We start from the raw sequence: 23,213 nt of genomic DNA on the forward strand, positions 1-23,213 counted from the left end.
CACAGGACGGACGGGCACCATGGCGGTATGGGACGACGTGGTCGGCCAGGAACGGGTGACGGAGCAGCTCGCCGCCGCCGCGCGTGACGCCGACGCCTTCGTGACGGCCGTCGCCGGGGGCACCGCCTTGCCGTCCGCGTCGAAGATGACCCACGCCTGGCTGTTCACCGGTCCGCCCGGCGCGGGCCGCGACACGACGGCACGGGCCTTCGCCGCCGCGCTCCAGTGCGTGAGCCCCGACCGCGCCCTGGGCGGCGCGCCGGGCTGCGGCTTCTGCGATGGCTGCCACACCACGCTGATCGGCACCCATGCCGACGTCGAGGTGGTCCGCACCGACCTGCTCTCCATCGGCGTCAAGGACACCCGTGACCTCGTCCGCCGCTCCGTCCTGTCCCCGGCCTCCGGCCGCTGGCAGGTCATCGTCCTGGAGGACGCCGACCGCCTGACCGAAGGCGCCGCCAATGTGCTGCTGAAGGCCGTCGAGGAGCCCGCGCCGCGCACGGTGTGGCTGCTGTGCGCCCCCTCCGTCGAGGACGTCCTGCCGACGATCCGCTCCCGCTGCCGCCACCTGGTGCTGCGCACCCCGCCCGTCCAGGCGGTCGCCGACGCCCTGGTGCGCCGTGACGGGATCGACCCCCTGGTCGCCGACGCCGTCGCCCGCGCCACCCAGGGCCACATGGACCGCGCGCGCCGGCTTGCCACCGACGAGCAGGCCAGGGCGCGGCGGGCTGCCGTGCTGAAGCTGCCGCTGCGCGTGGACGACGTCGGCGGCTGCCTGAAGGCGGCCCAGGAACTCGTGGACGCGGCGACGGAGGACGCCAAGGCGCTGTCCGAGGAGCTCGACGGCAAGGAGACCGAGGAGCTGCGCGCCGCGCTCGGCGCCACCGCGGGGGCCGGCAGCCGCATGCCGCGCGGCACGGCGGGCGTGATGAAGGACCTCGCCGACCGCCAGAAGCGCCGCTCCACCCGGACCCAGCGCGACACCCTCGACCTGGCCCTCACCGACCTGGCGGGCTTCTACCGCGACGTGCTGGCCGTGCAGGTCGGCACGTCCGTGGCCATCGCGAACGTCGAGGCACGCGACGCCGTGGAACGTGTCGCCTCCGGCTCCCGCCCGGAGAATTCGCTGCGCCGCATCGAGGCCGTCCTCGCCTGCCGCGACGCGCTCGACCGGAACGTGGCGCCCCTGCTGGCCGTCGAGGCGATGACCCTGGCACTGCGGGCCGGCTGACCGCGCCGCTCGCCGCCTGTCCTACCCCCGAAGCGCCGCCGACCTGCTCATTTGTGCGGCGGACGGGTGATCGTCCGCGTTCCCCCGCGTCGTCGCCCGGCGCACCGCGAGCCCTTGCCCCAGGCTGGCGTGCGGTGCCCCCGCTCCCTGTCCCCGCGGGGGTGAGCGAAGCGAGCGGGGGCGCGCCCCTGCCTCCGGCGCGGGTGCCCGCCCGTGCCCGGAGGGCTGTGGGGGACCTGCGCGAGGTGGTGTGCCGTACGTGCCCATGGTGGCCGAGGTCGTCCTTCTGTACGCATGGCCGGTGCTGGCCGCCGCCGCCGCACTGCTGCTCGCCCGTTCGGCGCTGCGGCACTGGTGGGAGCAGCGCGCGGGCCGCGTCTACGAGCTGCCCGTGGCCTACGGCGGCGCGGTGCTGCGGGCGGCCGGGGCGGTCCTGGCGGTCGGCGCCGCGGTTCTGACGGCGTCCTTCCCGCCGTTCGGAGGCCTCACGGGGCACGGCGGCGCCCGGGACACCGTCGTCGCGGCGGCCCCCGCGCCGCCCGCACCCGCGGACGTCCGGCCCGGGCAGTCCCCGGAACCGGAGGAGGACGACGCCCCGCCGCGCACCCTGGGCCATCCCTCCGGCGGCACCCTGGAGGAACTGGAGGACGGCACACGCGTCTGGCTGCCGCCGCAGTACGACTTCCCGAACTCCGCCGGGCTGTACTTCCCCCTGGTCGTCGCCCATCTCGACCCCGCCGACCCGGACCTGTTCGCCGGCTTCGCCGCGCAGTCGCTGCGCGGCCTGGCCGACCCCGTCGTCGTCGTACTGCCCGCCCGCTGCGGCGGCGGGGCGGTGGAGCTGCCCGACGCGGTGGGCCGGCTCTACCGCGTCCTGCCGGACCGGACCGCCCGTGCCGTGCTCGGGGTGGGCCAGGACGCGTCGTGCGTGGTGCGCCGCCAGTTGGAGCGCCCCTCCCGGTACGCGGCCGCGATCGGCGTCTCGGGCGCCTACGAACCCGACGGCCCGCAGGACATGGACGGCGGCGCCGCCCGCCCCGCCCCGCGGACGCCCGGCGTCGGCGCGTACCAGGCCGGTGCCGCCCCACGCCCGCAGCTGCTGCTCGCCGTGCCGTCCGGCGAGGAGAGCGCCCGCAGCTCCGCCCTGGCCCTGCGCGGGCGGATGCGCGGGATGCCCGCCGAGGTGCGGGTGCTGGACAACATCACGCCGCGGCGCAGGCTCTTCGCGCTGGTCGCGGGGTACGTCACCGAGAAACTCGACGGACCCGGGCGGCTGTGACCGTCTCCGTTCCTGTCGCGGAATCACCCGTATGAGGGCTGTGGATAACGGTTCGCCCGCGGCCGTGCGGATACGCTCGCAAATACCACCACGAGGGAACCGAGGCTCTGATGGACACCCCGCGCCTGCTCCGTACGTCCGGCACCGTCCTCGCGGTCGCCGGGCTCCTGTTGTCCGCCTGCACGACCGGGGGGACGAGCCATTCCGCCGCGGCCACGTCGGCCGCGCAGTCGCTCAAAGCCCTGCCCACGGACATCCCGCAGGATCTGCGGCCGTACTACGAGCAGAAGATCAGCTGGCAGTCCTGCAAGGACATGCCCGGCATGCAGTGCGGCACGATGAAGGCGCCGCTCGACTACAAGCACCCTTCCGGCGGCACGGACCTCACCCTGGCCGTCGCGCGCAAGAAGGCCGCGGGCCCCGGCAAGCGCATCGGTTCCCTGCTGGTCAATCCGGGCGGCCCGGGCGGCTCGGCCATCGACTACCTGCAGTACGCCGCCTTCGGCTACCCCTCGGCCGTCACCGCCCGGTACGACATGGCCGCGATGGACCCGCGCGGTGTCGCCCGCAGCGAGCCGATCGTGTGCCTCCCCGACAAGCAGATGGACACCTTCGCGGCCACCGACGTCACCCCGGACAACCAGGCCGAGATCGACAAGCTCGTCGCCGAGGACAAGGCCTTCGCCAAGGGGTGCCAGCAGCGCTCCGGCAAGCTGCTGGAGCACGTCACCACCGTCGACGCCGCCCGCGACATGGACATCTTCCGCTCGCTGCTCGGCGACGCGAAGCTGAACTACGTCGGCAAGTCCTACGGCACTTTCATCGGCGCCACCTACGCGGGCCTGTTCCCGAAGCGCGTCGGGCACCTCGTCCTGGACGGCGCCATGGACCCGGCCGCCTCCGCCCTCGAGAGCAGCCGCGCGCAGGCCGGAGGGTTCGAGGTCGCCTTCGACGCCTTCGCCAAGGACTGCGTCGGCCGGCGCGACTGCCCCCTCGGCACCAAGAGCACCGCCGACGCCGGCCGCCACCTCGACGCCCTGCTCCGCTCCCTGGACGCCAAGCCGCTGCCCACCGGCAGCAGCCGCAAGCTGACCGAGGCGCTGGGCGCCTCCGGTGTGATCTCCGCCATGTACGACCAGAGCATGTGGCCCACCCTGCGCACGGGGCTCGCCAAGGCCTCCAAGGGCGACGGCAGCGTCCTGCTCCGCCTGTCCGACGCGTACTACGAGCGCGACAACAAGGGCCACTTCTCCAACCTCATGTACGCCAACGCCGCGGTGAACTGCACCGACCTCCCGCCGGCCCTCACCAGCCCCGAAGCGGCCGACCGCGCGGTCTCCACCTTCCGCGAGGCCTCCCCGCACTTCGGCGACAACCTCGCGTGGTCCAGCCTCATCTGCGCCTACTGGCCCGTCCGCCCCATCGGCCACCCCCAGCGCATCGAGGCCCGCGGCGCCGCCCCCATCCTCGTGGTCGGCACCACCCGCGACCCCGCCACGCCCTACGGCTGGGCCAAGGCCCTCGCCGAGCAGCTCGACTCCGGCGTCCTGCTCACCTACAACGGCGACGGCCACACCGCCTACGCCCGCGGCAACGACTGCATCGACACCGCGGTCAACACCTACCTCCTCAAGGGCACCCCGCCCGCCCACGGCAAGACCTGCTGACCTGCGCAGGAGGGAGGCCCCGGCCATGGTCGGGGCCTCCCCCAGAACTGTGTAGACTTGGGCCCGCTGCCGATGCGAAGCTGTCGGGAGCTCGCCGCCTTAGCTCAGTTGGCCAGAGCAACGCACTCGTAATGCGTAGGTCTCGGGTTCGAATCCCGAAGGCGGCTCAGACGCAAAGTGGCAGGTCAGGCGCCACATGAGGACGGGCCCCACGGAGATCATTCCGGGGGCCCGTACACATTTAGTACACCCTGGTTCGATCACCCAGACCCGGTGAGTGACGCATCCGCAAGGGCGAGTGCGACCTTGCGGCCGACATCGAGAGCGTCGGCCACCTCGTCCAGCCGGTCCGGGAACAGGTGCCCGTAGATGTTGAGGGTCATCGACGCGTCCTTGTGGCCCAGCATCGTTTGAATCACCTTCACGTCGGCGCCGGCCGCGATGGCGAGCGACGCCGCGGTGTGCCGCAGCTTGTGCGGGGTAATGCCCATCCCTGCCAGGCCAGCGGCCTTCACCGCTGGATCGAACACGCGGTTGCGGAAGTTGTTGTACCGGAGCGGTCCACCCTCGGGGGCCCGGAACAGTAGGTCGTCCATGCCCAGTGGCGCGGCCAGGGTGCCCAGTTCGTCAGCGAACGAGCGGGGCAGCGGAACAGACCGCTTCTCGTGGTTCTTCACCGGACCCAGGGCGAGGACGCCCTTAACGTCGGTGTAGTTCTGCACGATCCGGATCCGCCGCTTCGGCACGAGCAGCCGGCCGGTCTTGATGGCGGACGCCTCCGCCCAACGAATGCCGCAGTAGCCGAGCACCAGGATCAGCAGGCGGTACTCGCCGGCCGCGAGCGCCAGGCGCTCGAGCTGGTCGTAGGTGAGGTACACGTGCTCGTCGTCGTCGTCGGGCCGTGGCAGCTCGTGGTCGTGGCACGGGCTCGTGGCGATGCGTTTCGAGAGCACCGCGTGTTTCATCACCATGGAGAAGACGCGGTAGGTCTTGATGATGCGCGCCGGGCCCAGCACCTTTCCGGCCTTGCCAGGCTCAGTACACAGTGCCGTCAGCCATGCGGAGACGTCCTCCCACTGGACCGCGCCGACCTGCCAGGTGCCCCACCGGGGAATGACGTAGGTGTCCAGCAGCTCTCGGTAGTCGTGCCGGGTCGTGCGTCCGATCTTCCGCTTCGAGTCGTACCACTCGTCGGCCACCAGCTTCACCGCGGCCTTGCCCGACTTGGGGTCACGATAGGAACCCTTGTCGAGCCTGGCCGTGATGGCGTCCTTCTCGGCCTCGGCCTGTGGCAGCTTGCCGAACGTCTTGGCCTTCGGCTTCCCGTCCGGGCCGTACCAGCGGACCCGCCAGCGGCCGGGCGGCTGCCGCTTCCCGCCCTCACGCCTCCCCGCCTGCCAACTCTCCATGGCCTCGCGGTAGTCCTTGTGGTTCGTTCGGTCCTCAATCCACACTCGGGCCATCGTCGTCCCCTCCCTGGGCAAGCTTCTGAATGACGCGGAGGCTCTTCGCCCCCTCGGGCATGAGGTCCTGCAGTCCAGCCCAGTGACTCCGTCGGCCTGGCGGCCGCGAGTACAGATCGAACTCCAGCAACGGCATGAGGTCGTTGCCCTCGGGTTCGGTGAGCGGCGCCCGCCCATCGACCCAGTCCCAGGCAGTAGCGGCAGACACGGCGCCGGCGCCGGTGAGTTCGATGGTTTCCACATGCCCGTCCTTCAAGGGCAAGAGCAGCGCGGAGGGCGAAACGCCGAAGATGACGGCCAGCGCCACAAGGTCGTCGACGGTTACCTGCCTCTGCTGACGTTCGATCTTGGCTACAGCTGATGGCGTGATCGGCCTACCTGCCTCGGTCAGCGCGCCTGAGAGCGCATAGATGGTCAGCTCACGGTTCTCTCGCAGTCGCCTGACGTTGCGCGCCACCGCCTCAGCGGTGGGGCCGTACTGGACTGCAGGGCGGGGGCGGCGCTTGTCGTCACTCATGAACAACATCGTAGAGCCCACGGTGTCCATTTCCGTCTCGGGAGTGCTACCTTCTTCCTCGTCACGTGTTCACTGTATCTATAGCAGTGGTCAATGTGAACACCGAAAGGGAGAAAGTGATGGCCAAGAAGGTCGTTCGCGACGAGACCGCGCAGCCCCTCAGCGACGAACTGCTCAGCCCCAGGCAGGTGCACGGGGCCTACGGCTTCAGCCCCCAGACGCTGGCCAACTGGCGGTGGAGCGGCCAGGGGCCGGACTACATCAAGACGGGATCGACGCGTAGCGCGCGTATCAGGTACAAGCGGACAGCCATCGAGGCGTGGCTGCAGGCGCGGACCGTCACCGTGGGGGGTCGCGCAGCATGAGCACCAAGCACAACGCCCCCGATGGCGAGTCGGGGGCGCAGAATGACCAGCTGGCCGGCGGGTCTGACAACACCGTACCGCGAGTCAGGCGGGCCCGTCCCGTCCTCATCGCCACCCGCGGCCGCATCGAGTTCATCACAAGATGCCCCGGCTGCAAGCACATGCACCGCCACATCCACCTCGGCATCGTCGACGCACCCTGCGGGGCCAGCTACAACCTCGGCCCCCGCCGCGGAAGGGTCGCGTGACGCCCCTCGACGGGGCCCAGTGGCTCATCCGTCACGGATTCCCCGTCTTCCCCGCCGACCACCCCGCGACACGGCGCTGCACCGGCATCGGGCGCGGACACGACTCCGCGACCTGCGACAAGCGCGGCAAGCACCCCACCGTCGCGTTCACCCGGGCCCACACCCTCGACGAACGCAAGGTCCACGAGACGTTCAGCCGCGGACTACGGAACCCCGCCGTAGCCGTCGGCGCCTGCTCAGGCCCTGGCGGGACGCAACTGCTCGTCATCGACAGCGACCGGCCCGGGGCCATCGAGGATGTAGCAGGCGCGGGGGGTGAGTCGTGGCCGGCGACCATGCGCGTCTGGACCGCTAAGGGCCACCACGACTACCTGTGGGCGCCTCTCCACCTCCGGCTCGGCAACGGGCTCGGCGCCCTGGAGGGCAAGTTCGACGGCGACGTCCGCGCGGGCAACGCCTACGTCATCGGCCCCGGTTCGCTGCACGCGTCGGGCGTCGTGTACGAGCTGGACGACCCCGAGCGGCCGCCAGTCCATGCGCCGGCCTGGCTGCTGGACGCGCTGGTGACCCGCCCCAACTTCGCGGCCCACCGCACCCGCTGGCAACGGGCGGCGCGCGGTGACGCGCAGCCGCGCGGCGCGCGGGGGCTGGTGGCGTTCGTACTCGACAGCCCTCAGGGGGCGAGGAACAACCGCCTGTTCTGGGCCGCATGCAGGGCAGCCGAGACCGTGCGTGACGGCGGCGCCGACATCCGGGACGACCTGCTGTCCGCAGCCATCCGCGCAGGCCTCAGCGAGCGGGAAGCGACCACGACCATCCACTCCGCATACAGCCGCACGGGAGCCACCGCATGAACCAGAACGAGGCGGGGCAGGAGGGCGGGCCGTCGCCGACCGGACGCCCGTGGCCCGCGCTGGGAGAGGCCGCCTATCACGGCCTGCCCGGCAAGATCGTAAAGGCCATCGAACCGCACACCGAGGCCGACCCCGCCGCGATGCTCTTCTCCCTGTACGCCGGCGCCGGAGCGTACATCGGGAAGGGCCCGCACATGGTCGCCGGCGCCGAGCAGCACGGAGCCCGCATCTGGCCTCTCGTCATCGGCCGCACCGCCGGCGGCGTGAAGGGCACCAGCTGGGCCGAGGTGCGACGCGTCTTGAAAGCAGCCGCCCCCGACTTCATGCAGGCGAAGGTCGTCGGCGGCCTCTCCTCCGCTGAGGGACTGATCTACGCGGTGCGCGACGGCGAAGACCCCGACACTGCCAACGAGGACCAGGGGTTCGACCCTGGCGTTTCCGACAAGCGCCTCCTCGTCGTCGAGACGGAGTTCGCATCCGTCCTCGCCCAGGGCAAGCGCGAGGGCAACACGCTGTTGCCGCTCATCAGGCAGGCGTGGGACGGCGGCACGCTGCGCACCATGACCGTGCGGCCGCGCGTGGCCACCGATCCACACATCGTGATCATCGGCCACATCACCCCGACCGAGCTGCGGGTGAAGCTCAACGACGCCGAGCGGGCCGGCGGCACGATGAACCGCTTCCTGCCCGTCATGTCCAAGCGGTCCAAGCTGCTGCCGCACGGCGGGCAGATGGAGCAGTCGGAGATCAAGGCTCTCGGCGCCGAGCTCGCCGTGGTCATGGACAAGGCCAAGGGCCTCGAAAAACTCAGCCGCGGCATGGACGCCACCAAGCACTGGGAGGCCATGTACAAGCGGCTGGCGGCCGACCACGCCGGGGACGGCAGGGTCGCCCAGGTCGTCGCCCGCGCAGCCCCCCAGGTGCTCCGGCTGTCGGTGATGGCCGCTCTCCTCGACGGCGCCGACTACATCGACCTGCCGCACATGCTGGCAGCAGAGGCGATGTGGGACTACGTCGAAGACTCCGCCTGGTACGTGTTCAGCGAGGGCTCGGGCAACACCGACTTGGACCGGCTGAAGCTGTTCGTCGACGTCGCCGGCCTCGACGGCGTCACCCGTACACAGGTCACCGCCGAGTGCTTCGGCCGGAACCGTAAGGCGGCCGAGATCGACGCCCTGTGGACCAAGCTCCTCACCCTCGACGGTTACGAAGAGCGACAGACCGCCACCGGGGGGAGGCCCGTGAAGTGGATCCGACGAAATAAGCCTATGTAACTAAAGAAGCAGGTCAGGGCGTGAACTGGCTTACTGACTTAGTTCGTAGCCACGAAAGAAGTCCCCCGTAAGTCAGGGCATGTGACCTGCATCTTTCGTTAGTTCGGCTTAGTTCGTAGCCCCCGACCGCCACCCTGCCACCCCACTGGAAGGACTACACGCCGTGACCGCGACGCCTACCGTCACCGCCCGCGTCGACAACGCCCTGCTCATCGCCCGCTGCCCCTACTGCCAGGGCGAGCACACCCACGGGCGGGGCACCGGGCACGTCGTAGCCGACTGCCTCACACCCGACAGCGGATCGGGATACGTGGTCATCGACCCCGACCCCAGATGACCGCAGCCCGGTCACCGACCCAGCCACCCCGGCACCCCCCGGCACCCCACCCCACCTGCAGCGCATCACCAAGCGCATCACCACCCCAGAAGACCCCGCATCACCACCAAGGAGACCGACATGACCACCGCCCCCCGCTTCCGCCGCACACCCCCCGTCACCCAGTACGGCACCGCCGACATCAAGCACATGACCCCCGAAGAGATCGCCGCAGCCGACGAAGCCGGCCACCTCCACGACCTGATCAACGGCAACGACCCCGACGCCACCGTCGACCACATGCCGCGCTGCCAGAACCCCCAGGCAGTACGCGACCTGCGAGACACCCGCACCGCCCGCACCGGCGACCCCGTCGCCTACTACTGCCCCAGCTGCAACGCCACCAAGGAGGTCTGACATGCCCCAGCGTCAGGTGTCACCCCGCAAGGGCGACCACATCCACGCCAGCTTCCCCGAGCTGCACAACATCCCCGAGCCTGCCCGGGCCGCAGTCGACAACTTCCTCAACATGCGCGTCCGCGTGGCCGAAGCACAGGACGCCTACCGCGAAGCGCACCTCGCCCTGGGCGACGCCAAACAGAAGGAAGACCAGAGGCTCAAGCAGCACATCATCGACGGCGGCACCACCGCCACGTTCGAGCGCACCGCCACCCGCGAGGGCCAGGCAGCCATCGACAACGCGCACCAGGACTACCAGGTACTCAAGGAGCTGATCGCCCCCGCGTACCTCCAAGCCATGAACGCGCTGGAATCCGTCGCCCTCGATGGCGCGGCCCACGCCCAGCAGGAGGTAGAGGCCACCGCCCCCGCCTACCTCGCCGCGATCGAGGCAGCCGAGCGCGCACGACGGGACTACCTCAATGCCGTCGGCCTGCGCTACTTCTGGGCCTTCCTCACCGAGCAGCACCAGGCAGTCGCGGGCGCCGGCATGTCCGACGTCATCATCCTGCGAGAAGGACCCATCACCCGCGTCGACGACGGCGTGTTCGCCATGCTCCGATCCGACGCCAAGACCCACACCCGCATCGACGGCACCAGCACAGCCACCAGCAGCTGGTAACCCCCAGACCGGCCCGCGGCGCCTCCTCCTGGCCGCCGCGGGCCCCAGGGGGATGACCCCGGCCGGCCGGGGGGTCGACGACGCGGGGGAGGGCTGGCCGGGTTCGGTCGACCAATCAACCCCAACGAGCCTTTGGAGGTGGGCGATGCCCGCACAGCGTGATCCGACGAAGCCCTACAGTCGTGCGCACCGCGGTCAGGGCCGCGTGTCGAACGTCGTCGACCTGCCCGCGGCCGGGTGCCTGCTGCCGGTGCCTTCGATGCCGGCAGGGCGGGCCTGGACCGATGAGGACCGGGCGCGGTGGGAGGAGTTGTGGCAGTCCCCGCAGGCGACCATGTGGGACGACACGGCGCGGGGCACGGTCGCGGTGCTGCTGGTCTATGAGGCTGCGGTGCTGGCCGGTACCGCGTCTGCTTGGCAGGCCCAGGAGGCGCGTTACGCCGGGGAGGCATTGGGGCTGACTCCTCGGGCGATGGTGCAGCTGGGGTGGCGCATCGTGGACGGTGACGAGTGACCACGGCGCGGCGCCAGGCACGAGTTGCGGCCGCGCGTCCTCCGGTGCCGGCCGTGTCCGCGGACTGGCGGGACCCGGTGAACGGGATTGAGCGGTGGCCGCCAGGCCCAGGCAACCCGGTGTCGCTTGACGTGATCTGTCGGGCCCGGTCGAAGGCTCGGGAGGCGCGTGACCGCGCGCAGGGAGGCGGAGGGGAGGCAGGGAGTTCTCCCTGATCACCTCCCTGCGGCGTCTCCCGGTCTGGCCTGCGCGAACAGTCGTTCAGGGAGGCAGGGAGGCGGCCGGTTTCGGGCACGGGATCGCCTGGGTGCAGGGGTCGGGGGGCTTCCGGGGCGGCTCCCTCCCTGGCCCGAAACCCGAAACTTCCCAGCTCGCCCCCGACACCGGGGGCGAAACCGGTTTCGCCCCGGCCCGAAACCAGCCGCTACGCCTCCGGCCGGCTGACGAACGTGCCCTTGCCTCGCACGGTGTGGACCAGGCCCCGCTCCCGGAGCTCCCGCACGGCGCGCGCGACGGTCATGCGGGCGATGCCGTAGGCGCCTGCTAGCGCCAGTTCCCCGGGGATGCGGTCGCCAGGCTGCAGACGCCCGTCGTCGATCTGCGCGGCGATGTGGTCGGCGACGACCATGTACACCAGCTCAGGCCCGTTGGGGTCGATCACCGGGATGTCGCTGTCAGCCATGCCCGCAACGTATGTGCCTATTGACCTGCGGAGACACACGTAGGGGTCTACACATGCCTACAGTGCCCTATATGGTGGCATCCCTTAAGGGGAAGCCCCGCAGCCGCTCACAACGGCCCGGGGCACGGCCGACGCTACGAGGGAGCGACGACATGGCTGAGCCTACTGAGCGATGGATCGACAGCGGAAGCGGCCCGGGGCGGACCGTTCCCGCCCGCGTCCAGACCGCCGTAGGGCGCGTCAACGAGCGCTACAGGGACTTCCTGCACCACGTCCAGACCTGCGCGGCGTGCCAGGGCCCGGACGGCGACTGCGACGTCTCGCAGGAGCTGCGGGCGGCATGGCTGGAAGAGCGCGGCAAGAGCGCCTGAGACGACGACGCACGGCCCTCGGGGATCATCCACCGGGGGCCGTTGTCGCATGCAGCTAACCCCTTCTCAAACCCCTCCCCCACCGCCGCTGTTGGCGTTGGGGTTGGCTGCTGACCTGCGGAAATCTTCCTCTTCCTCGCCCCTTCCGGCCGGGGGAGGGGTAGCCTGTTGTAGTGGATCGCGAAGGTAGCGGCCCCCCTCTACCGGAGTAGGGACCCGGGTAGAGGGGGGCCGCGGTGCGTTCACCTGCGCGGTAGTGGGGGTAGAGGGGTCAGACCGCTACCGCGTACTCGGCCGCCAGGTGCCCATACCCGGCGAGCAGGAGGGCGGCGAAGGTGCGGGGCAGGGTGTCGCCCTTGCGCTCGTTGCAGTCCCTGCAGGCGAGTACGAGGTTCGCCGGCAGGTTGCACGCCCACACGCTCTTGGGGACGTAGTGGTCGATCGACACGCCCTTGAGGCAGTCGAACGAGGTACGGCAGTAGTGGCACTGCCAGCCGTCCCGCTCGGCCAGGTACAGGCGCATCTCCTTCCACGCCTGCCGTTGCTGCATACCCGGGTTCGACTTCGCCTTGCGACCCCCGCCCCGGAGCGGGCGGATCATCTGTTGCAGGCGCATGGTGTAGGACTGCAGGCGGCCGATGTACGCCTCCATCTGCGCGACGTCGAGTTCAGCGACGTTCACCGCCCACTCGTCGAGCGACACGGCGACCGAGGGCAGTGCGGCCCCGGGCTCCAGCGTGAGTTCGGCGGCGAGGATCTCCCGCCCGTCGGGCAGCTGCAGCGTGACGGTCTCACCGATGTGGGCGTCGTCTTCGGCCGGCCGGGGAGCGGTGTGGTCGGTACGGCACCACGGCGGGCAGCCATTGACCAGGTGCAGGTGCGTACTCGTACTCATCGCGCATCCCCCTTCGACGTACCCCAGCCCTCGCTGGCGTTGGTGTCGGCGTGCTCCTTGCGGGCGTCGTGTACCTGGGCCGCGATGTGCTCGAGCTCGTCGGCGTACTTGCGCAGCTGCTCGGCCAGGTCGATCAGGCCGTTCGGACCGAGGTGGTTCTCCCCGGTGCCCAGCGTCGGCCACAGGACGGCGGTGGGCTCGCGCAGGTCGCGGCCGAACGGGTACTGGTGGATCTGGACGAGCAGCTGCTCGTCGTTGGTGCCGAAGCTGCTGGGGACCATCAGGGCCGACTCCTCGCCGCGGTGGGCGAAGTCCTCGGCGTGCACGCCGTGGGCTACGTCCTCGGCGTGGTCGTCGGTGCACCAGGTCGGGCAGGTCGCGGTGAGCTGGTGGCCGGCGATGCCGCGCAGGCGGACTCTGAGCGCGGGGGCGGTGTTGTTGGCCGGCTGTACGGTGGTGCTCATGGTTCGGGCTCCTTGCTTGCGGAGGGTCCGGACCTAGGCCCCGGTTGGTGTTCGCTGCACCTCCGGGGCCGCTCCCTTCGGGGGGCGGTCCGGTGTTCACCATACATCCTCCGGTGTTCAAAGTGAACACCATGCGCGACGTAATGTGGCAACGCCCCCCGATGGGCAGTACACATCCAGTACACGTCAGTACGGGATAAGCCGGGATAGCCAAGTATGGCTAGGGATTGCAAAGATGCAGGTCAGGGACCATTTTCGACCTGCGCCGCAGGTCGCGGGAGTGGCTTGCAAGACCTCGTAATGCGTAGGTCTCGGGTTCGAATCCCGAAGGCGGCTCATCGTGAAACCCCCAGGTCGGAACGGTCCGGCCTGGGGGTTTCGTCGTTCAGCGGATGCGGCGGCGATGGCGGGACCGGGCCGCGCGTGTGTCGGCGGTCTCAGTTCTGGTCTCAGTGGGGCCCGGATCGGGGTCTGTGGGAGCGGGCGCGAAGAACTCGCCCATGCGTCGCATGGCGTCCTTCGACAGGTGGGATCGGCCCTTCACGTAGCGGCGGGTCTGGCTGATCTGGGTGTGCCGCAGAATCTCCATGATCGTGGTCATGTCGACCCCGAGTTCGTTCAGGATCGTGCCCGCTGTGTGGCGGCTTCCGTCGTACAGTCGGCGGTCGTCAATCCCGGCCTCGGTCAGCAGTTCCTTGAATTCATCGTAGTCGGCGCGCGGGTCGAGTGGGCGTCCGTCCGGCCGCGAGAACACGACGTTGTGTTCCTCCCAAAGCTCGCCGGCCGCGGCTCGCATCGCGTCATGGCGGGCCTTGTGGTCCTCCAGGAATGGGGGTCCATGCAGGAGGCGCCCCGAGCGGGATGCTAGGGGCGCCTCAGAGCGTGGGTAGATCAGTTGTGGTGGGACGGAAGGGCCGCTACGTAGGCTTCCAGGTCAGCGCGCCTAATCCGACGCGTACGGCCCAACTTGATGTACTTCAGGGCGCCTTCGGCTATCAACTCGTAGACGGTGGAGCGGCCGATGGCGAGCGCCTCGGCGGCCTCCTCGGGCTTGTAGAGGAGCCGGTCGATGGGGGCAGCAATCGCGGTACTCATCCGGATGTCTCCTAGGAAGGTGTCTCTGCGGGCCTTCTCAGAAGTCCGCTACATCCGCTACACCGCAGGTCAGGGGCCTGTTTTGTGTAGCGGATTCGTAGCGTGTAGCGGATTGGTGCCGCTACGCGGTGCGGCCGGCGGGTGCGGTTGTAGCGGTTTCTGGGGTGATGTAGCGGATGCCGGGAAGCTCATCCGCTACGGATTCACCCTCGTTGAGCTGCGGTGTAGCGGATGTAGCGGACTTTGGAGGGGGCGGGGGACAGTAGCGGGTCCAGGCGTCGGCGAGGTCTTCCGCGTAGTAGCCGCGGGGGATGGTGCCGGCTGCGGTGCGAATGGGCCGGGGCTTGATGGGCTTGTTGGCCCCGGTGACGTACTCGCCCAGCATTCGGGCCAGTCCACGCGGGGTGAGTGGCTTGCCTCCCATGTCGATCCAGGGTGCGTCGTCCATGGCGTTGAGGCATTCGAGGATTGCGGCAGTGGGCATACGGTCGATGCCACAGAACACGGTGTCGCGGAGGTCCGTCAGCAGCCGGATGCCGAGTGAGGCCCGATCGTCTTCCTGTGCTGCGGCCACCAACTCGGCACACGCGACCCGGGCGCGGGCGGGCCACGCTCCGCCGGCCGCGTCCGCCACCGCGAGTAGCGGCTCCCAGACGTCGGCTGGCCGGTCGGTGACGCCTTCCGGCATCTCCGGCCACTTGCCTTCAACTGCCCCGCAGGAGGCTTCGGCCCAGCGGGCGAGGCGGTCGCGGAGCTTGTGGCCTTCCTTCTCGTGGATGCGCTGCCGGAAGGGTTCCACACGCTCGTTGGGGGCGCGGCGGCGCATGCGGATGATGACGGAGCGGGTCAGGATCGTGTCCGGTAGCGAGCCGAGTCCTGCCATGGCCACGGCACAGTAGGACGGGAAGGGCTGCACGGTCTGGTTGGAGCCGTCTCCCACGCACCGGTAGGTGACGCCGGAGCGGCGGTGGCCAGCGTTCAGGAAGCCCCGGAGGCGCCTACGCCCATGCTCAGCTCGGACATGCTGAGGAGACTGCGAGGGCGTTGGACGAAGCGCGCGAGCTTGCCGACACGGCGGCCGGCGGCGACTCAGACTTAGCGCCGTACTGCTCGGTTTCGTACATCGACATGGAAGCGGCAACTTGCGCGCTCCAGCTCGGACGTCCGGAAGATGCGGTCCGAACGCTGGAGGACAGCCTGACTCGTTGGCCCGTGGAGCAGCAACGCGATCGCGGCCTCTGCCTGGCACGCCTAGCAACCTCATATGCACAGATGGAGGATGTTGAGGCGACCTACAACGCGGCCTCTCAGGCTGTGGCCATTGCCCAGACGACAGGATCGGCGCGTATCCTCGCTGAGCTCGGGCGGCTTCAGCAGCACCTCGGTCCGTGGAGCAAGCTCGTAGAAATTGCCGAACTGAACCGAGTGTTGGGCACTATGAAGGGGAACTGAGCCGGGTCCGAAGGAGAGCCATGAACCTGCTACCGACCATGACCACCGTCGACGTCCGGGACCAAAACCCGCTCGTGGCCGTTCTCCCCATTGGGTCCTTCGAGCAGCACGGTGCGCACCTGCCGCTCATCACGGATACGGCGATCGCCAGCATCATCGCGCGGGAGGTCGCGGCGGCGTACCCCGTGCTGCGTCTCCCCCCCCCATCACGATCGCGTGCAGCCATGGGCATGGCACCTGGGCCGGCACAGTCAGTATCAGTGCGCGGACACTGCACACGCTTGTGACTGACATCGCCCAATCTCTGGAGACGTCAGGAATTCGCAAAGTGGTCCTGGTAAACGCGCATGGCGGGAATTACGTCCTCTCGAACATCGTGCAGGAAGCCAACGTGATCGAGCCGCGTATGAGTCTCTTCCCGCAGAGCGGGGAATGGAACCGTGCGCGCGAACGCGCTGGTCTAGTCAGTAATGCACATGGCGACATGCACGCTGGCGAGATCGAAACATCCATCCTTTTGTATGCAGAGCCGTCTTTCGTCGGACCCGCTTACGAGACGGCCGACCACGATGGCGGCGACCGCCGGTTTCTACTGAGCAAGGGCATGAAGGCTTATACCGAAACCGGCGTTATTGGATTCCCGTCCTACGCGACGCCCGAGAAGGGCAGAAGTGTCATTGAAAGTCTCATTGCAGACTTTGGCGCACACCTGCAAGTTCTTCTCGGCGGAGATGCATCTATCGACCGTTAATAGTTCCGTCACGCAGTCCTGGACTGCTATTCATTGCGGTGCCGATCCCGGGGAGGGGAGAAATGGCAGATTCCGAGACGCTAAGCCTATGGAGCACTGTCCATCGGCGAATCACCCTAGTTACAAGTCGATCAGAAGCGCTGACCAGCAGGCTCTTTTCGCGGCAGGCCAGCCTGCGAGCGTTGAGCGCCTGTCGAGCTAAGGTATGGAATGATATCCGCGCATTTGATGCCTTGCCTCTACCGGTTGGGGTGGATCGCGTAGTCGCTAAGACTGCCTTCAGGCGGGCGTCCATTAGAACACACTACACGCTCGAACGCTTCAACAAGATTGCGCCTGACTACATAAGCCTTCCGGTCCTCTTTATAGTGGTCGCCTGCGGAATAGGCGCGGTGAAGGGTGCCTCGATTTGGCGCCTCCCCATTTTTCTTGTGACCTTGTTCGCCTACCCGGTGGCAGTGTTTCCTGCCACTGTCCTGGCGGGTCTCATCTCCATTTTGGTATTCCGAATTCCCCGAGGTCGCTGGAATATTGCCGCAGAGTTTTGCGTCGTCGGGCTTGCGGTTGGCTATTTCGTGCCGAACATTGGTGCGAAGCTATTCCCGGAATATGTGAAGCCTGTTCTCTATGGCGCCTATGCGGGATTCGCCGTCATGTTAATTACAGCCGTGAGTATGGCAACGGAGAAGTCGATAGGTGTGCGACTTCACTCTCGACATGCGCGTCCCCTGGATCGTGCGGCTGTGAGAATTATTGGCTTGGCGGCGACGATACATCAACAGAGAGTGCAATGGAGCGATAGTGTAATTAGCGGCCGCTGGTGCCGTGAGGTTTTCGAAGCGGCTGGGATTTGTAGGCTGGCAATCGCTAACGGTAGCCGGCTGATAGGTGCTGGAATTCCCGTTCTAGCAGACTTTGCAACGGAGGCCAGACGTGTCGGATTGGCGGTTGAGGAGCATGCCAGTCTCATCGCTCGCTGCTCACGACCTGGCGACATTGATGCTGTCGTGGGTTCACTGAGCGTGGCGGGTATGCTACTGCTCGACGGGAGGCGTGATGAAGTAATTTCACGCAGTCCACAAGACCCAGGACTGAGCTCCCGGTTCAAAGAGTATGCGTTGAGGACTGCACCTGCTGTGATTCTTATTGCAGCTGGTGCACTTCTTCCTGTGCTGCCAATCGTGCAGAGCCAGGGTGCGGCAGCGGACAGCCTGAGGGTAATTCTGTTGGTTTCTGGAGTCCTTTCGCTGACTTCGTCAGGGAAGGCTGTAAACGGCCAGGTAAGCGAGGCCCTGGCTAAAGTGATGCCTTGGAAAGAGAAATGACGACCTGAGTATACTTTTTGTCGGTTCTTCCTCCCCTTCCCAACTGTGAAAACTGGGTGGGATTCCGGAGATTCTCATGAACCGGGCTGCTCTCCGGAACCCCGGCGCAGAAGAAAGCTCCGCAACTCTGGATTTGAGATATCTTCGGCCATGGACCGTGCAAGGTCCCGATTTTCGTAATCTCCTGAAGCGGCGAATAGCTCGGCGCCGGCAAGTAGAGTTACTTGGGCTTCTTCAAATTTGCCAGAAAGTGCGTACGCACGTCCAAGATTCGATGTGGCTTGGGCTTGCCCGTGGACATCTCCGAGTCCGCTGAACGCTGATGCGGCAGATTGTAGACTATCGATGGCTGCGTCGAGATTCCTGAGCGACATATGTGCCATCCCGGCTATGTTTCGATTCATTGCGACATGATGTTCATCGCCGACGCGATCGAATGTCTTGAGGGATTTCCTCAGCTCATCGAGCGCATCGCTGCTTCTGTCGTTATGGATCAGAGCGTTAGCCAAATTATATCGGGATCGGGCGGCGTCGAATTCTAGGTCTAGTTCGGAGAAGATGAGAACTGCACGCTTGTGTAGTTCGATGGACTCGTTGAGCTGTTTGCTATCTATGAGTGTGCAACCGAGCTGCGTTAGGGCTCGTGCCTCGCCTCCGCGATCACCTTCGTCAATAAATATCTGGAGCACCTGACGCTGCAGGACTTCTGCCTCATCGAGCCGTCCTAGGGCTCCCAGCGTGGCACCGGCATTTCCTAGGGAACGGGCCTGCCGGAGTCTATCGCCCAAGCGCACCGCTATATCATGTGCTTCCATATAAACTTCATACGCTTCTTGAAAGCGCCCACCTGCGCGCAGCGTCCAGCCGAGATTTATTAGAAACCTAAGGTTATCCTCGTCCCTCCCCAGCCTTCTGCTTATTTCTACAGCCCTTCGCTGCACTGTGGTTGCTTCTGTAATTTCGCGAAGCTCCCGCAATGCCATGCCTAGGCTATCTAGCGCCCATGACTGATACATCTCATCGGGGTTCATCTCCGCCAAATGCGCAGCAATTCTGGCCACCTGCGCCCATTCAGGCAAGCGACGTCGCATATCGAGGTAGGGGGCAAGGTAGAGGGGCAGAAGAAAAGCAAAATCATACAACCCCTCATCGTGAGCCACAGTGACGGCGTGTATCAAATTCTCAACTTCGAGATCAAACCACGCGAGAGCCTGGTCCCGTGATGAGAAATAATTCGCATCCTCGTCCCGGCTATCTCTCAGCCAATGGAAAGCCTTAGCGGCGGCTGTCAGGTAGTACGCAATGAGCCGTTCTGCGGCCTCGCTTCTTTCCGGGTCTTGATCCACCTTTTCCTGGGCGTATAGCCTGATAAGATCGTGAAGTTGCCACCTTCCATACGTTTCTCTAGGTTCAACGAGGTTCGCTCGCGCCAGTTTCTCAACAATGACACGCGCTTCACGGACAGTGGCTGCGATGGCAGCCGCAGCTGCTTCGGTGGAGAAGTCAGGCCCCGGGTTGAGACTGATTAGGGCGAGGAGCTGGGCGCTCTGTGGATCGAGGCTCCGATATGACATATCGAAGGCGGAGCGCACTGCAATGTGCTGGCGTGACAACTCCGACAACCGAGATTCGGCATCAGATAGGTCGCTGACCATTGAGGAAAGCGGCCGGTTGGGCGATTCAGTGAGGAGTGAGGAAACGATGCGGAGGGCCAGAGGAAGGCCGCCGCATAGCTGAGACAGCGCGACAGCGCTGGCCCTGTCACCACTCACCCTTGTGTCGTGTAAGCCTGTGGTCTGGCGCAGGGCCATGGAGATCAGGTCGGCACCCGCTTCATCATCGAGATGTCCAACTCTAACAAGAAGACCGATTGACAAAATCTGTCTTGATGTCACCAACACCCGAACATTCGGGGAGCTAGGTATTAGGTCGGAAATCTGTTCCTCTCCTGCGGCGTTATCGAGAATGAGGAGAATGCGATTTTCTGTCGTCGTGGTTTCGTAAAGGTGACTCTGGTATAGGGCCTTTCGATCCTCTAGATTTTCAGGGATCTCCGAATCCAGCAAACCAAGGTCTGTCAGAATTTTGCCGATGGCATGGAATGTGTCGACGTAGAGGGTAGCGTGATATCCAAAGAGATTTATGAATATGACCCCCCCCGGGAAACCAGTCCATGCTTCTGGCCGTGCGGGACGCTTGGAGCGCAAGCTCTGTCTTACCTGCGCCGCCCAAACCGGTGAGTGTAGTAACGCCATTATAGGGGTCAGAGTCAGGCCGCAAGCGGGCCAGTACGGTTTCAAGTTCCCTTTCACGCCCCGCAAAATATGTGGATGCAGCCGGTAGGGATTGACGGCGACGTCGGGGCGGTGTGACGGTTTCCGTTACGTTGACCTGTATATCGCGACCCATGAAGACAGGGCCTTCGAACCTGCCTCCGCTGATCTCGTTCTGGGTTCCCTCCTGTTCTGCTGTCACTCATCCTCCGTCCTGGAAGTTGGTGCGCCCATGTGGAAATTTACTCCAGAGAAATCTCGGCCCTGGAGTACGGGGCCATTTAGCGTTCCCCCGCTGATGCTGTTGTGAGTGTCTCCAGATGCCTCTACTGTTGGGCGGAGTTGGTCCCACCAAGCGGCCAGACCGTGACTGAATTCCTCATCCTGCGAGGCTCGCAATAGTAGAGCCTCGCGCAATTCCCTTGCCCGCTCATTGCTGCCGGGGTCTTCGAGGAGGCGAATTAGCTCTGGCTCGGCAAGAGGGGTACGTCCTTCGATCGAAGAAGACCTGCCTCGATGGAACACCATTTCTTTCAATTTCGTGACTGCTTGACTACCAACTTCGCCGGCGGCACCGCCGGCGATCGCAGCTAGTGCGGCTACGGTGATCGATATGGGGTCCACGCTAGCTCCTGATCGGCGTTGCTCTTGTGGGTACGGCTAGCCGCCTGGCAGGCGCTGACGGAAGCTATCAGCGCTGCTGGCACCACGGACGACGGGCTTCCGTCTGTACCATCCGTTGACTCCGCCTCCTGAGCGGGTCAGCCGATCCTATGGGCAACTGTCCGCGGGCGGAACGCTTCGGAGGCGAGGGCGTCGCGGTCTCAGTTATGGTCTCGGTCGCTGCGGCGCTGTGATCGTTCGCTTCGGTCCAGCCTCGTCCAGTCGTGCTGACAACCTGCGACTCCGAGAGGCGATGAAACGATGATGGATGGCGATGGATTGCGATCGGACATCTCGTAATGCGTAGGTCTCGGGTTCGAATCCCGAAGGCGGCTCATCGTGAAACCCCAGGTCACATTTGCGTCTGACCTGGGGTTTGCTGTTGCTCGGGCGTGGCTGGATGCGCGGGCAGGATGCCGTGAGCTTGCTTGGCTGGGCGATGCGTGAGCGGAGGGGCTCAAGGGCCTACTTCTTGGGCGTTCGATGCGTGGCCTTCTTCTTGCCCTCGCCGGCCTGCTTGGCCTTCTCCTTCTCCGCGGCCTTGCACGCCACCTCCTCGGCCTCGGACTTGCGGCGGAGAGGACCAGTTTCCCCGTGGCCTCGGCGGCGCTTTTGCCGACCTGGGGCAGGACGCTCTGGTGGATGTCCCGAGTGGCCCGGGTGTCGCTGTGCCCGAGGGTGTCCGACACGATCTTGATGTCGATGTCGGCCGCCAGCATCAGAATGGCCGCGCCGTGCCGCAGATCAGCCCGGGAACAAGGACCGCCCGCGGCTTTAGGGTCTCCGTGACAGGCAGTCCGGCACGTCCTGACCGAGGAGAACCTCGCTGCGGCGAGTCCCGATCTGCTGCGCGCGATGGTCAAGACATTCGCCGACGCGCTCATGTCCGCGGAGGCCGATGCCCGCTGCAACGCCGAATCCGGGCAGGTCAGCGACGAACGCGTCGACCACCGCAACGGCTATCGCCTGCGGGATTGGCGTGAGGCGGCCCAGCTACCCGCCCGGCGGCTGTCGGCGAAGCCGCCCTGGATCGCTGACCTGGTCTTTCAGCTGCCGGCAAGGGGTGGCGTCGGTGTGAACACCTCCGGTGGACGACCGGTGGACAGATGCGCATGACTCTCCGTCAGATGGCTTCTGCTGCCCCGGAGGCGAAGGCGAAATCCACCGGCCGCAGAAGAAGGCGGCGGGGGTCAGTTCGACGAGGTTGCCCCGGCGGGCCCGGCCAAGAACCCGCAGGGATCCGAGCAGAGCCAGGCCGCACAGGGCGCCAAGCGCGCCGACGCAGGCCGGCTGCCAGCCTCCAGCGGCTGCTCGACGAGGGATACCAGCAGATCGTCGGGGGTGGGGAAGGCCGAGGTGCTCATCCGTCGGCGCTGCCGGGCGGGACGACCCATTCGGCGGGCTGGCCGGTGAGGGAGGCGATCATGTCGAAGTCTCCGTCGTAGTGGAGGACTGTTCGCCGGTTCAGTTCCGCTGTGGCGGCGATCAGCAGATCGGGGAGGGACAGAGCGCGGTGGAAGCCTGAGTTGAGGGCATGGCGCTGGATCTCGAGGGCGCGGGCGAAGGTGTGGTCGTCGGCGCGGAGGTAGTCGAAGGCGTGAAGCCAGGTGCTGATCCGTGTTGCTTCCGAGCTGTCCCGGGCGGAGTGGATCATCTCGAACTCGGTGGGCTGGCATACGGCGAGGAGGTAGCGCTCGTGCAGAGGCTTGAGTACCTCCTTGACGCTCGGCTTTGTCCAGCGGGCGAGGGCGGACTTGTCGATCAGGTAGCGATCCTGCATCAGGCGGCCCGGCCTCCGTCGCGGTCGCCGTTGTGCTTGAGGGAGCCGTCTGCGTTACGGGGCCCGGTGTTCTCGATGATCTCGCTGAAGTCGAACTCGCCGGCCTCCATGGCGTCGAAGCCCTCCTGCCGCAGGTGTCTCTTGACGGCGTCTTCCATGGCGAGGCGGACGGCTTTGGCTTTCGTTTTGGTCCCGAAGATGCGCATGGCCTCGGTGACCATGTCTTCATCGAGGTCGATGACGGTCCTGGCCATGTGGTGATCCTCTCGGAGGTGCTTCTTCCAGCGAAATGATATCAGTCATCGACGATGAAAGATATCGTTTCTGTCGGAGCTTCTGTCATGGGTGGAGGCTGTGGCGCTCACGGTGATGTACCGCGCGGTCGCCCCTTGTGGGAAATGGACAGCCGTCCTCATGCCGGGCGCCGCCCCTGTGCGATGGGGTGGTGGGAGGCAGGCGGCCAAGCGGCCTTGTCGGTGGACAGCCGGTGGACAGATGCCTGTGGACAGTGCAACACAGGGCAGCGCATGCCAAACTGCCGCACGTACTCTGATCAGGTAGAACGGCACCAGACAGCACGGCCCGGCACCACGTAACGCGATCCCTCACGGTCTCGTCATGCGTAGGTCTCGGGTTCGGTCCCGAGAGCGGAT

General features: G+C 66.6%; 26 protein-coding genes, 1 tRNA gene and 4 pseudogenes. 18 read left to right on the forward strand and 13 right to left on the reverse strand.

The window, feature by feature from the left end; all coding sequences use genetic code 11:
• The first annotated feature begins 19 nt into the window (after positions 1–19).
• From ABZ883_RS03210 to ABZ883_RS03225, 4 genes are all read left to right on the forward strand, one after another.
• The gene (locus ABZ883_RS03210) at positions 20–1,231 is read left to right on the forward strand and encodes a DNA polymerase III subunit delta' (RefSeq protein WP_360900616.1); all 1,212 of its coding nucleotides are present in this window, start codon (positions 20–22) and stop codon (positions 1,229–1,231) included.
• A 250-nt stretch (positions 1,232–1,481) separates the two neighbouring features.
• A complete protein-coding gene (locus tag ABZ883_RS03215) occupies positions 1,482–2,510 on the forward strand; it encodes a hypothetical protein (protein ID WP_360900619.1) in 1,029 nt (342 codons plus the stop codon).
• Between the two features lie 110 nt (positions 2,511–2,620).
• Positions 2,621–4,177, forward strand: coding sequence for an alpha/beta hydrolase (locus tag ABZ883_RS03220; RefSeq protein ID WP_360900622.1), 1,557 nt, complete (start codon positions 2,621–2,623; stop codon positions 4,175–4,177).
• Positions 4,178–4,270: 93 nt separating this feature from the next.
• Positions 4,271–4,344: transfer RNA gene (locus tag ABZ883_RS03225), tRNA-Thr, on the forward strand.
• A 93-nt stretch (positions 4,345–4,437) separates the two neighbouring features.
• Here ABZ883_RS03225 and ABZ883_RS03230 read toward each other — a convergent pair.
• A complete protein-coding gene (locus ABZ883_RS03230; protein WP_360900625.1) occupies positions 4,438–5,586 on the reverse strand; it encodes a tyrosine-type recombinase/integrase in 1,149 nt (382 codons plus the stop codon).
• A gap of 34 nt (positions 5,587–5,620) precedes the next feature.
• Positions 5,621–6,157: a helix-turn-helix transcriptional regulator gene (locus ABZ883_RS03235; protein WP_360900628.1), complete on the reverse strand. Its 537-nt coding sequence runs from the start codon at positions 6,155–6,157 to the stop codon at positions 5,621–5,623.
• 119 nt (positions 6,158–6,276) lie between these two features.
• Between ABZ883_RS03235 and ABZ883_RS03240 the strand changes: the two genes are divergently transcribed.
• The 8 genes from ABZ883_RS03240 to ABZ883_RS03275 all read left to right on the forward strand — a co-directional run bounded on the left by ABZ883_RS03240 (position 6,277) and on the right by ABZ883_RS03275 (position 10,809).
• Positions 6,277–6,522: a helix-turn-helix domain-containing protein gene (locus ABZ883_RS03240; protein WP_360900631.1), complete on the forward strand. Its 246-nt coding sequence runs from the start codon at positions 6,277–6,279 to the stop codon at positions 6,520–6,522.
• Complete coding sequence (locus ABZ883_RS03245) at positions 6,519–6,770, forward strand: hypothetical protein (protein WP_360900633.1); 252 nt, start codon at positions 6,519–6,521, stop codon at positions 6,768–6,770. The genes ABZ883_RS03240 and ABZ883_RS03245 overlap by 4 nt, the downstream gene beginning before the upstream one ends.
• On the forward strand, positions 6,767–7,624 hold the full coding sequence (locus ABZ883_RS03250) for a bifunctional DNA primase/polymerase (RefSeq protein ID WP_360900636.1): 858 nt from the start codon (positions 6,767–6,769) through the stop codon (positions 7,622–7,624). Before ABZ883_RS03245 ends, ABZ883_RS03250 begins: the two co-directional genes overlap by 4 nt.
• Complete coding sequence (locus tag ABZ883_RS03255; RefSeq protein ID WP_360900639.1) at positions 7,621–8,898, forward strand: DUF3987 domain-containing protein; 1,278 nt, start codon at positions 7,621–7,623, stop codon at positions 8,896–8,898. Before ABZ883_RS03250 ends, ABZ883_RS03255 begins: the two co-directional genes overlap by 4 nt.
• A gap of 163 nt (positions 8,899–9,061) precedes the next feature.
• Positions 9,062–9,235, forward strand: coding sequence for a hypothetical protein (locus tag ABZ883_RS03260; RefSeq protein WP_360900641.1), 174 nt, complete (start codon positions 9,062–9,064; stop codon positions 9,233–9,235).
• A gap of 120 nt (positions 9,236–9,355) precedes the next feature.
• Positions 9,356–9,631 (forward strand): hypothetical protein, encoded by a 276-nt coding sequence (locus ABZ883_RS03265; RefSeq protein ID WP_360900644.1) that lies wholly within the window; start codon positions 9,356–9,358, stop codon positions 9,629–9,631.
• A gap of 1 nt (position 9,632) precedes the next feature.
• A complete protein-coding gene (locus ABZ883_RS03270) occupies positions 9,633–10,295 on the forward strand; it encodes a hypothetical protein (protein WP_360900647.1) in 663 nt (220 codons plus the stop codon).
• Positions 10,296–10,440: 145 nt separating this feature from the next.
• Positions 10,441–10,809, forward strand: a complete 369-nt coding sequence (locus tag ABZ883_RS03275) for a hypothetical protein (protein WP_360900650.1) — start codon at positions 10,441–10,443, stop codon at positions 10,807–10,809.
• 424 nt (positions 10,810–11,233) lie between these two features.
• Here the strand turns inward: ABZ883_RS03275 and ABZ883_RS03280 are convergent, their stop codons facing one another.
• Entirely contained in the window at positions 11,234–11,491 is a 258-nt protein-coding gene (locus ABZ883_RS03280) for a winged helix-turn-helix domain-containing protein (protein WP_360900653.1), read from the reverse strand.
• Positions 11,492–11,643: 152 nt separating this feature from the next.
• Between ABZ883_RS03280 and ABZ883_RS03285 the strand changes: the two genes are divergently transcribed.
• Complete coding sequence (locus ABZ883_RS03285; protein WP_360900656.1) at positions 11,644–11,862, forward strand: hypothetical protein; 219 nt, start codon at positions 11,644–11,646, stop codon at positions 11,860–11,862.
• 271 nt (positions 11,863–12,133) lie between these two features.
• Here ABZ883_RS03285 and ABZ883_RS03290 read toward each other — a convergent pair whose 3' ends face one another.
• The 5 genes and pseudogenes from ABZ883_RS03290 to ABZ883_RS03310 form a co-directional block, all read right to left on the reverse strand.
• Entirely contained in the window at positions 12,134–12,757 is a 624-nt protein-coding gene (locus ABZ883_RS03290) for an HNH endonuclease (RefSeq protein ID WP_360900659.1), read from the reverse strand.
• Complete coding sequence (locus tag ABZ883_RS03295) at positions 12,754–13,221, reverse strand: hypothetical protein (RefSeq protein ID WP_360900662.1); 468 nt, start codon at positions 13,219–13,221, stop codon at positions 12,754–12,756. The genes ABZ883_RS03290 and ABZ883_RS03295 overlap by 4 nt, the downstream gene beginning before the upstream one ends.
• Positions 13,222–13,606: 385 nt before the next feature.
• A pseudogene (locus tag ABZ883_RS03300) lies at positions 13,607–14,053 on the reverse strand (tyrosine-type recombinase/integrase); the annotation flags it as partial.
• A gap of 59 nt (positions 14,054–14,112) precedes the next feature.
• A complete protein-coding gene (locus tag ABZ883_RS03305) occupies positions 14,113–14,316 on the reverse strand; it encodes a helix-turn-helix domain-containing protein (protein ID WP_360900665.1) in 204 nt (67 codons plus the stop codon).
• A gap of 121 nt (positions 14,317–14,437) precedes the next feature.
• A pseudogene (locus tag ABZ883_RS03310) lies at positions 14,438–15,310 on the reverse strand (DUF3631 domain-containing protein); the annotation flags it as partial.
• A 50-nt stretch (positions 15,311–15,360) separates the two neighbouring features.
• On the opposite strand from ABZ883_RS03310, the gene ABZ883_RS03315 reads away from it, so the two are divergent.
• The 4 genes from ABZ883_RS03315 to ABZ883_RS03330 all read left to right on the forward strand — a co-directional run bounded on the left by ABZ883_RS03315 (position 15,361) and on the right by ABZ883_RS03330 (position 17,844).
• Positions 15,361–15,768, forward strand: coding sequence for a hypothetical protein (locus ABZ883_RS03315; RefSeq protein ID WP_360901678.1), 408 nt, complete (start codon positions 15,361–15,363; stop codon positions 15,766–15,768).
• 38 nt (positions 15,769–15,806) lie between these two features.
• A complete protein-coding gene (locus ABZ883_RS03320; protein WP_360901613.1) occupies positions 15,807–16,055 on the forward strand; it encodes a creatininase family protein in 249 nt (82 codons plus the stop codon).
• On the forward strand, positions 16,025–16,519 hold the full coding sequence (locus ABZ883_RS03325; RefSeq protein ID WP_360901615.1) for a creatininase family protein: 495 nt from the start codon (positions 16,025–16,027) through the stop codon (positions 16,517–16,519). Before ABZ883_RS03320 ends, ABZ883_RS03325 begins: the two co-directional genes overlap by 31 nt.
• A gap of 431 nt (positions 16,520–16,950) precedes the next feature.
• Positions 16,951–17,844, forward strand: a complete 894-nt coding sequence (locus ABZ883_RS03330; protein ID WP_360900668.1) for a hypothetical protein — start codon at positions 16,951–16,953, stop codon at positions 17,842–17,844.
• Positions 17,845–17,918: 74 nt separating this feature from the next.
• Here the strand turns inward: ABZ883_RS03330 and ABZ883_RS03335 are convergent, their stop codons facing one another.
• The 3 genes and pseudogenes from ABZ883_RS03335 to ABZ883_RS03345 all read right to left on the reverse strand — a co-directional run.
• Positions 17,919–20,051 (reverse strand): tetratricopeptide repeat protein, encoded by a 2,133-nt coding sequence (locus ABZ883_RS03335; RefSeq protein WP_360900671.1) that lies wholly within the window; start codon positions 20,049–20,051, stop codon positions 17,919–17,921.
• Positions 20,052–20,315: 264 nt separating this feature from the next.
• Positions 20,316–20,741: a hypothetical protein gene (locus tag ABZ883_RS03340; protein WP_360900674.1), complete on the reverse strand. Its 426-nt coding sequence runs from the start codon at positions 20,739–20,741 to the stop codon at positions 20,316–20,318.
• A 504-nt stretch (positions 20,742–21,245) separates the two neighbouring features.
• Positions 21,246–21,526 (reverse strand): annotated as a pseudogene (locus ABZ883_RS03345) (site-specific integrase); the annotation flags it as partial.
• 61 nt (positions 21,527–21,587) lie between these two features.
• Here ABZ883_RS03345 and ABZ883_RS03350 point away from each other — a divergent pair.
• Positions 21,588–21,758: pseudogene (locus ABZ883_RS03350) on the forward strand (transposase); the annotation flags it as partial.
• A gap of 382 nt (positions 21,759–22,140) precedes the next feature.
• Here the strand turns inward: ABZ883_RS03350 and ABZ883_RS03355 are convergent.
• Together ABZ883_RS03355 and ABZ883_RS03360 are read right to left on the reverse strand one after the other, a co-directional pair.
• On the reverse strand, positions 22,141–22,560 hold the full coding sequence (locus ABZ883_RS03355) for a PIN domain nuclease (RefSeq protein ID WP_360900677.1): 420 nt from the start codon (positions 22,558–22,560) through the stop codon (positions 22,141–22,143).
• Complete coding sequence (locus tag ABZ883_RS03360) at positions 22,560–22,814, reverse strand: type II toxin-antitoxin system VapB family antitoxin (RefSeq protein ID WP_360900680.1); 255 nt, start codon at positions 22,812–22,814, stop codon at positions 22,560–22,562. Before ABZ883_RS03360 ends, ABZ883_RS03355 begins: the two co-directional genes overlap by 1 nt.
• Between the last annotated feature and the right edge of the window lie 399 nt (positions 22,815–23,213).

This window comes from Streptomyces sp. NPDC046977 (assembly GCF_040644455.1).
Lineage (GTDB): Bacteria > Actinomycetota > Actinomycetes > Streptomycetales > Streptomycetaceae > Actinacidiphila.

Coding starts and splice junctions, on each gene's coding strand:
- ABZ883_RS03285 (WP_360900656.1), top strand. CDS start 11,644: ATGGCTGAGCCTACTGAGCGATGGATCGACAGCGGAAGCGGCCCGGGG.
- ABZ883_RS03355 (WP_360900677.1), bottom strand. CDS start 22,560: ATGCAGGATCGCTACCTGATCGACAAGTCCGCCCTCGCCCGCTGGACA.
- ABZ883_RS03305 (WP_360900665.1), bottom strand. CDS start 14,316: ATGAGTACCGCGATTGCTGCCCCCATCGACCGGCTCCTCTACAAGCCC.
- ABZ883_RS03230 (WP_360900625.1), bottom strand. CDS start 5,586: ATGGAGAGTTGGCAGGCGGGGAGGCGTGAGGGCGGGAAGCGGCAGCCG.
- ABZ883_RS03280 (WP_360900653.1), bottom strand. CDS start 11,491: ATGGCTGACAGCGACATCCCGGTGATCGACCCCAACGGGCCTGAGCTG.
- ABZ883_RS03245 (WP_360900633.1), top strand. CDS start 6,519: ATGAGCACCAAGCACAACGCCCCCGATGGCGAGTCGGGGGCGCAGAAT.
- ABZ883_RS03210 (WP_360900616.1), top strand. CDS start 20: ATGGCGGTATGGGACGACGTGGTCGGCCAGGAACGGGTGACGGAGCAG.
- ABZ883_RS03290 (WP_360900659.1), bottom strand. CDS start 12,757: ATGAGTACGAGTACGCACCTGCACCTGGTCAATGGCTGCCCGCCGTGG.
- ABZ883_RS03240 (WP_360900631.1), top strand. CDS start 6,277: ATGGCCAAGAAGGTCGTTCGCGACGAGACCGCGCAGCCCCTCAGCGAC.
- ABZ883_RS03220 (WP_360900622.1), top strand. CDS start 2,621: ATGGACACCCCGCGCCTGCTCCGTACGTCCGGCACCGTCCTCGCGGTC.
- ABZ883_RS03265 (WP_360900644.1), top strand. CDS start 9,356: ATGACCACCGCCCCCCGCTTCCGCCGCACACCCCCCGTCACCCAGTAC.
- ABZ883_RS03320 (WP_360901613.1), top strand. CDS start 15,807: ATGACCACCGTCGACGTCCGGGACCAAAACCCGCTCGTGGCCGTTCTC.
- ABZ883_RS03235 (WP_360900628.1), bottom strand. CDS start 6,157: ATGAGTGACGACAAGCGCCGCCCCCGCCCTGCAGTCCAGTACGGCCCC.
- ABZ883_RS03295 (WP_360900662.1), bottom strand. CDS start 13,221: ATGAGCACCACCGTACAGCCGGCCAACAACACCGCCCCCGCGCTCAGA.
- ABZ883_RS03255 (WP_360900639.1), top strand. CDS start 7,621: ATGAACCAGAACGAGGCGGGGCAGGAGGGCGGGCCGTCGCCGACCGGA.
- ABZ883_RS03275 (WP_360900650.1), top strand. CDS start 10,441: ATGCCCGCACAGCGTGATCCGACGAAGCCCTACAGTCGTGCGCACCGC.
- ABZ883_RS03360 (WP_360900680.1), bottom strand. CDS start 22,814: ATGGCCAGGACCGTCATCGACCTCGATGAAGACATGGTCACCGAGGCC.
- ABZ883_RS03270 (WP_360900647.1), top strand. CDS start 9,633: ATGCCCCAGCGTCAGGTGTCACCCCGCAAGGGCGACCACATCCACGCC.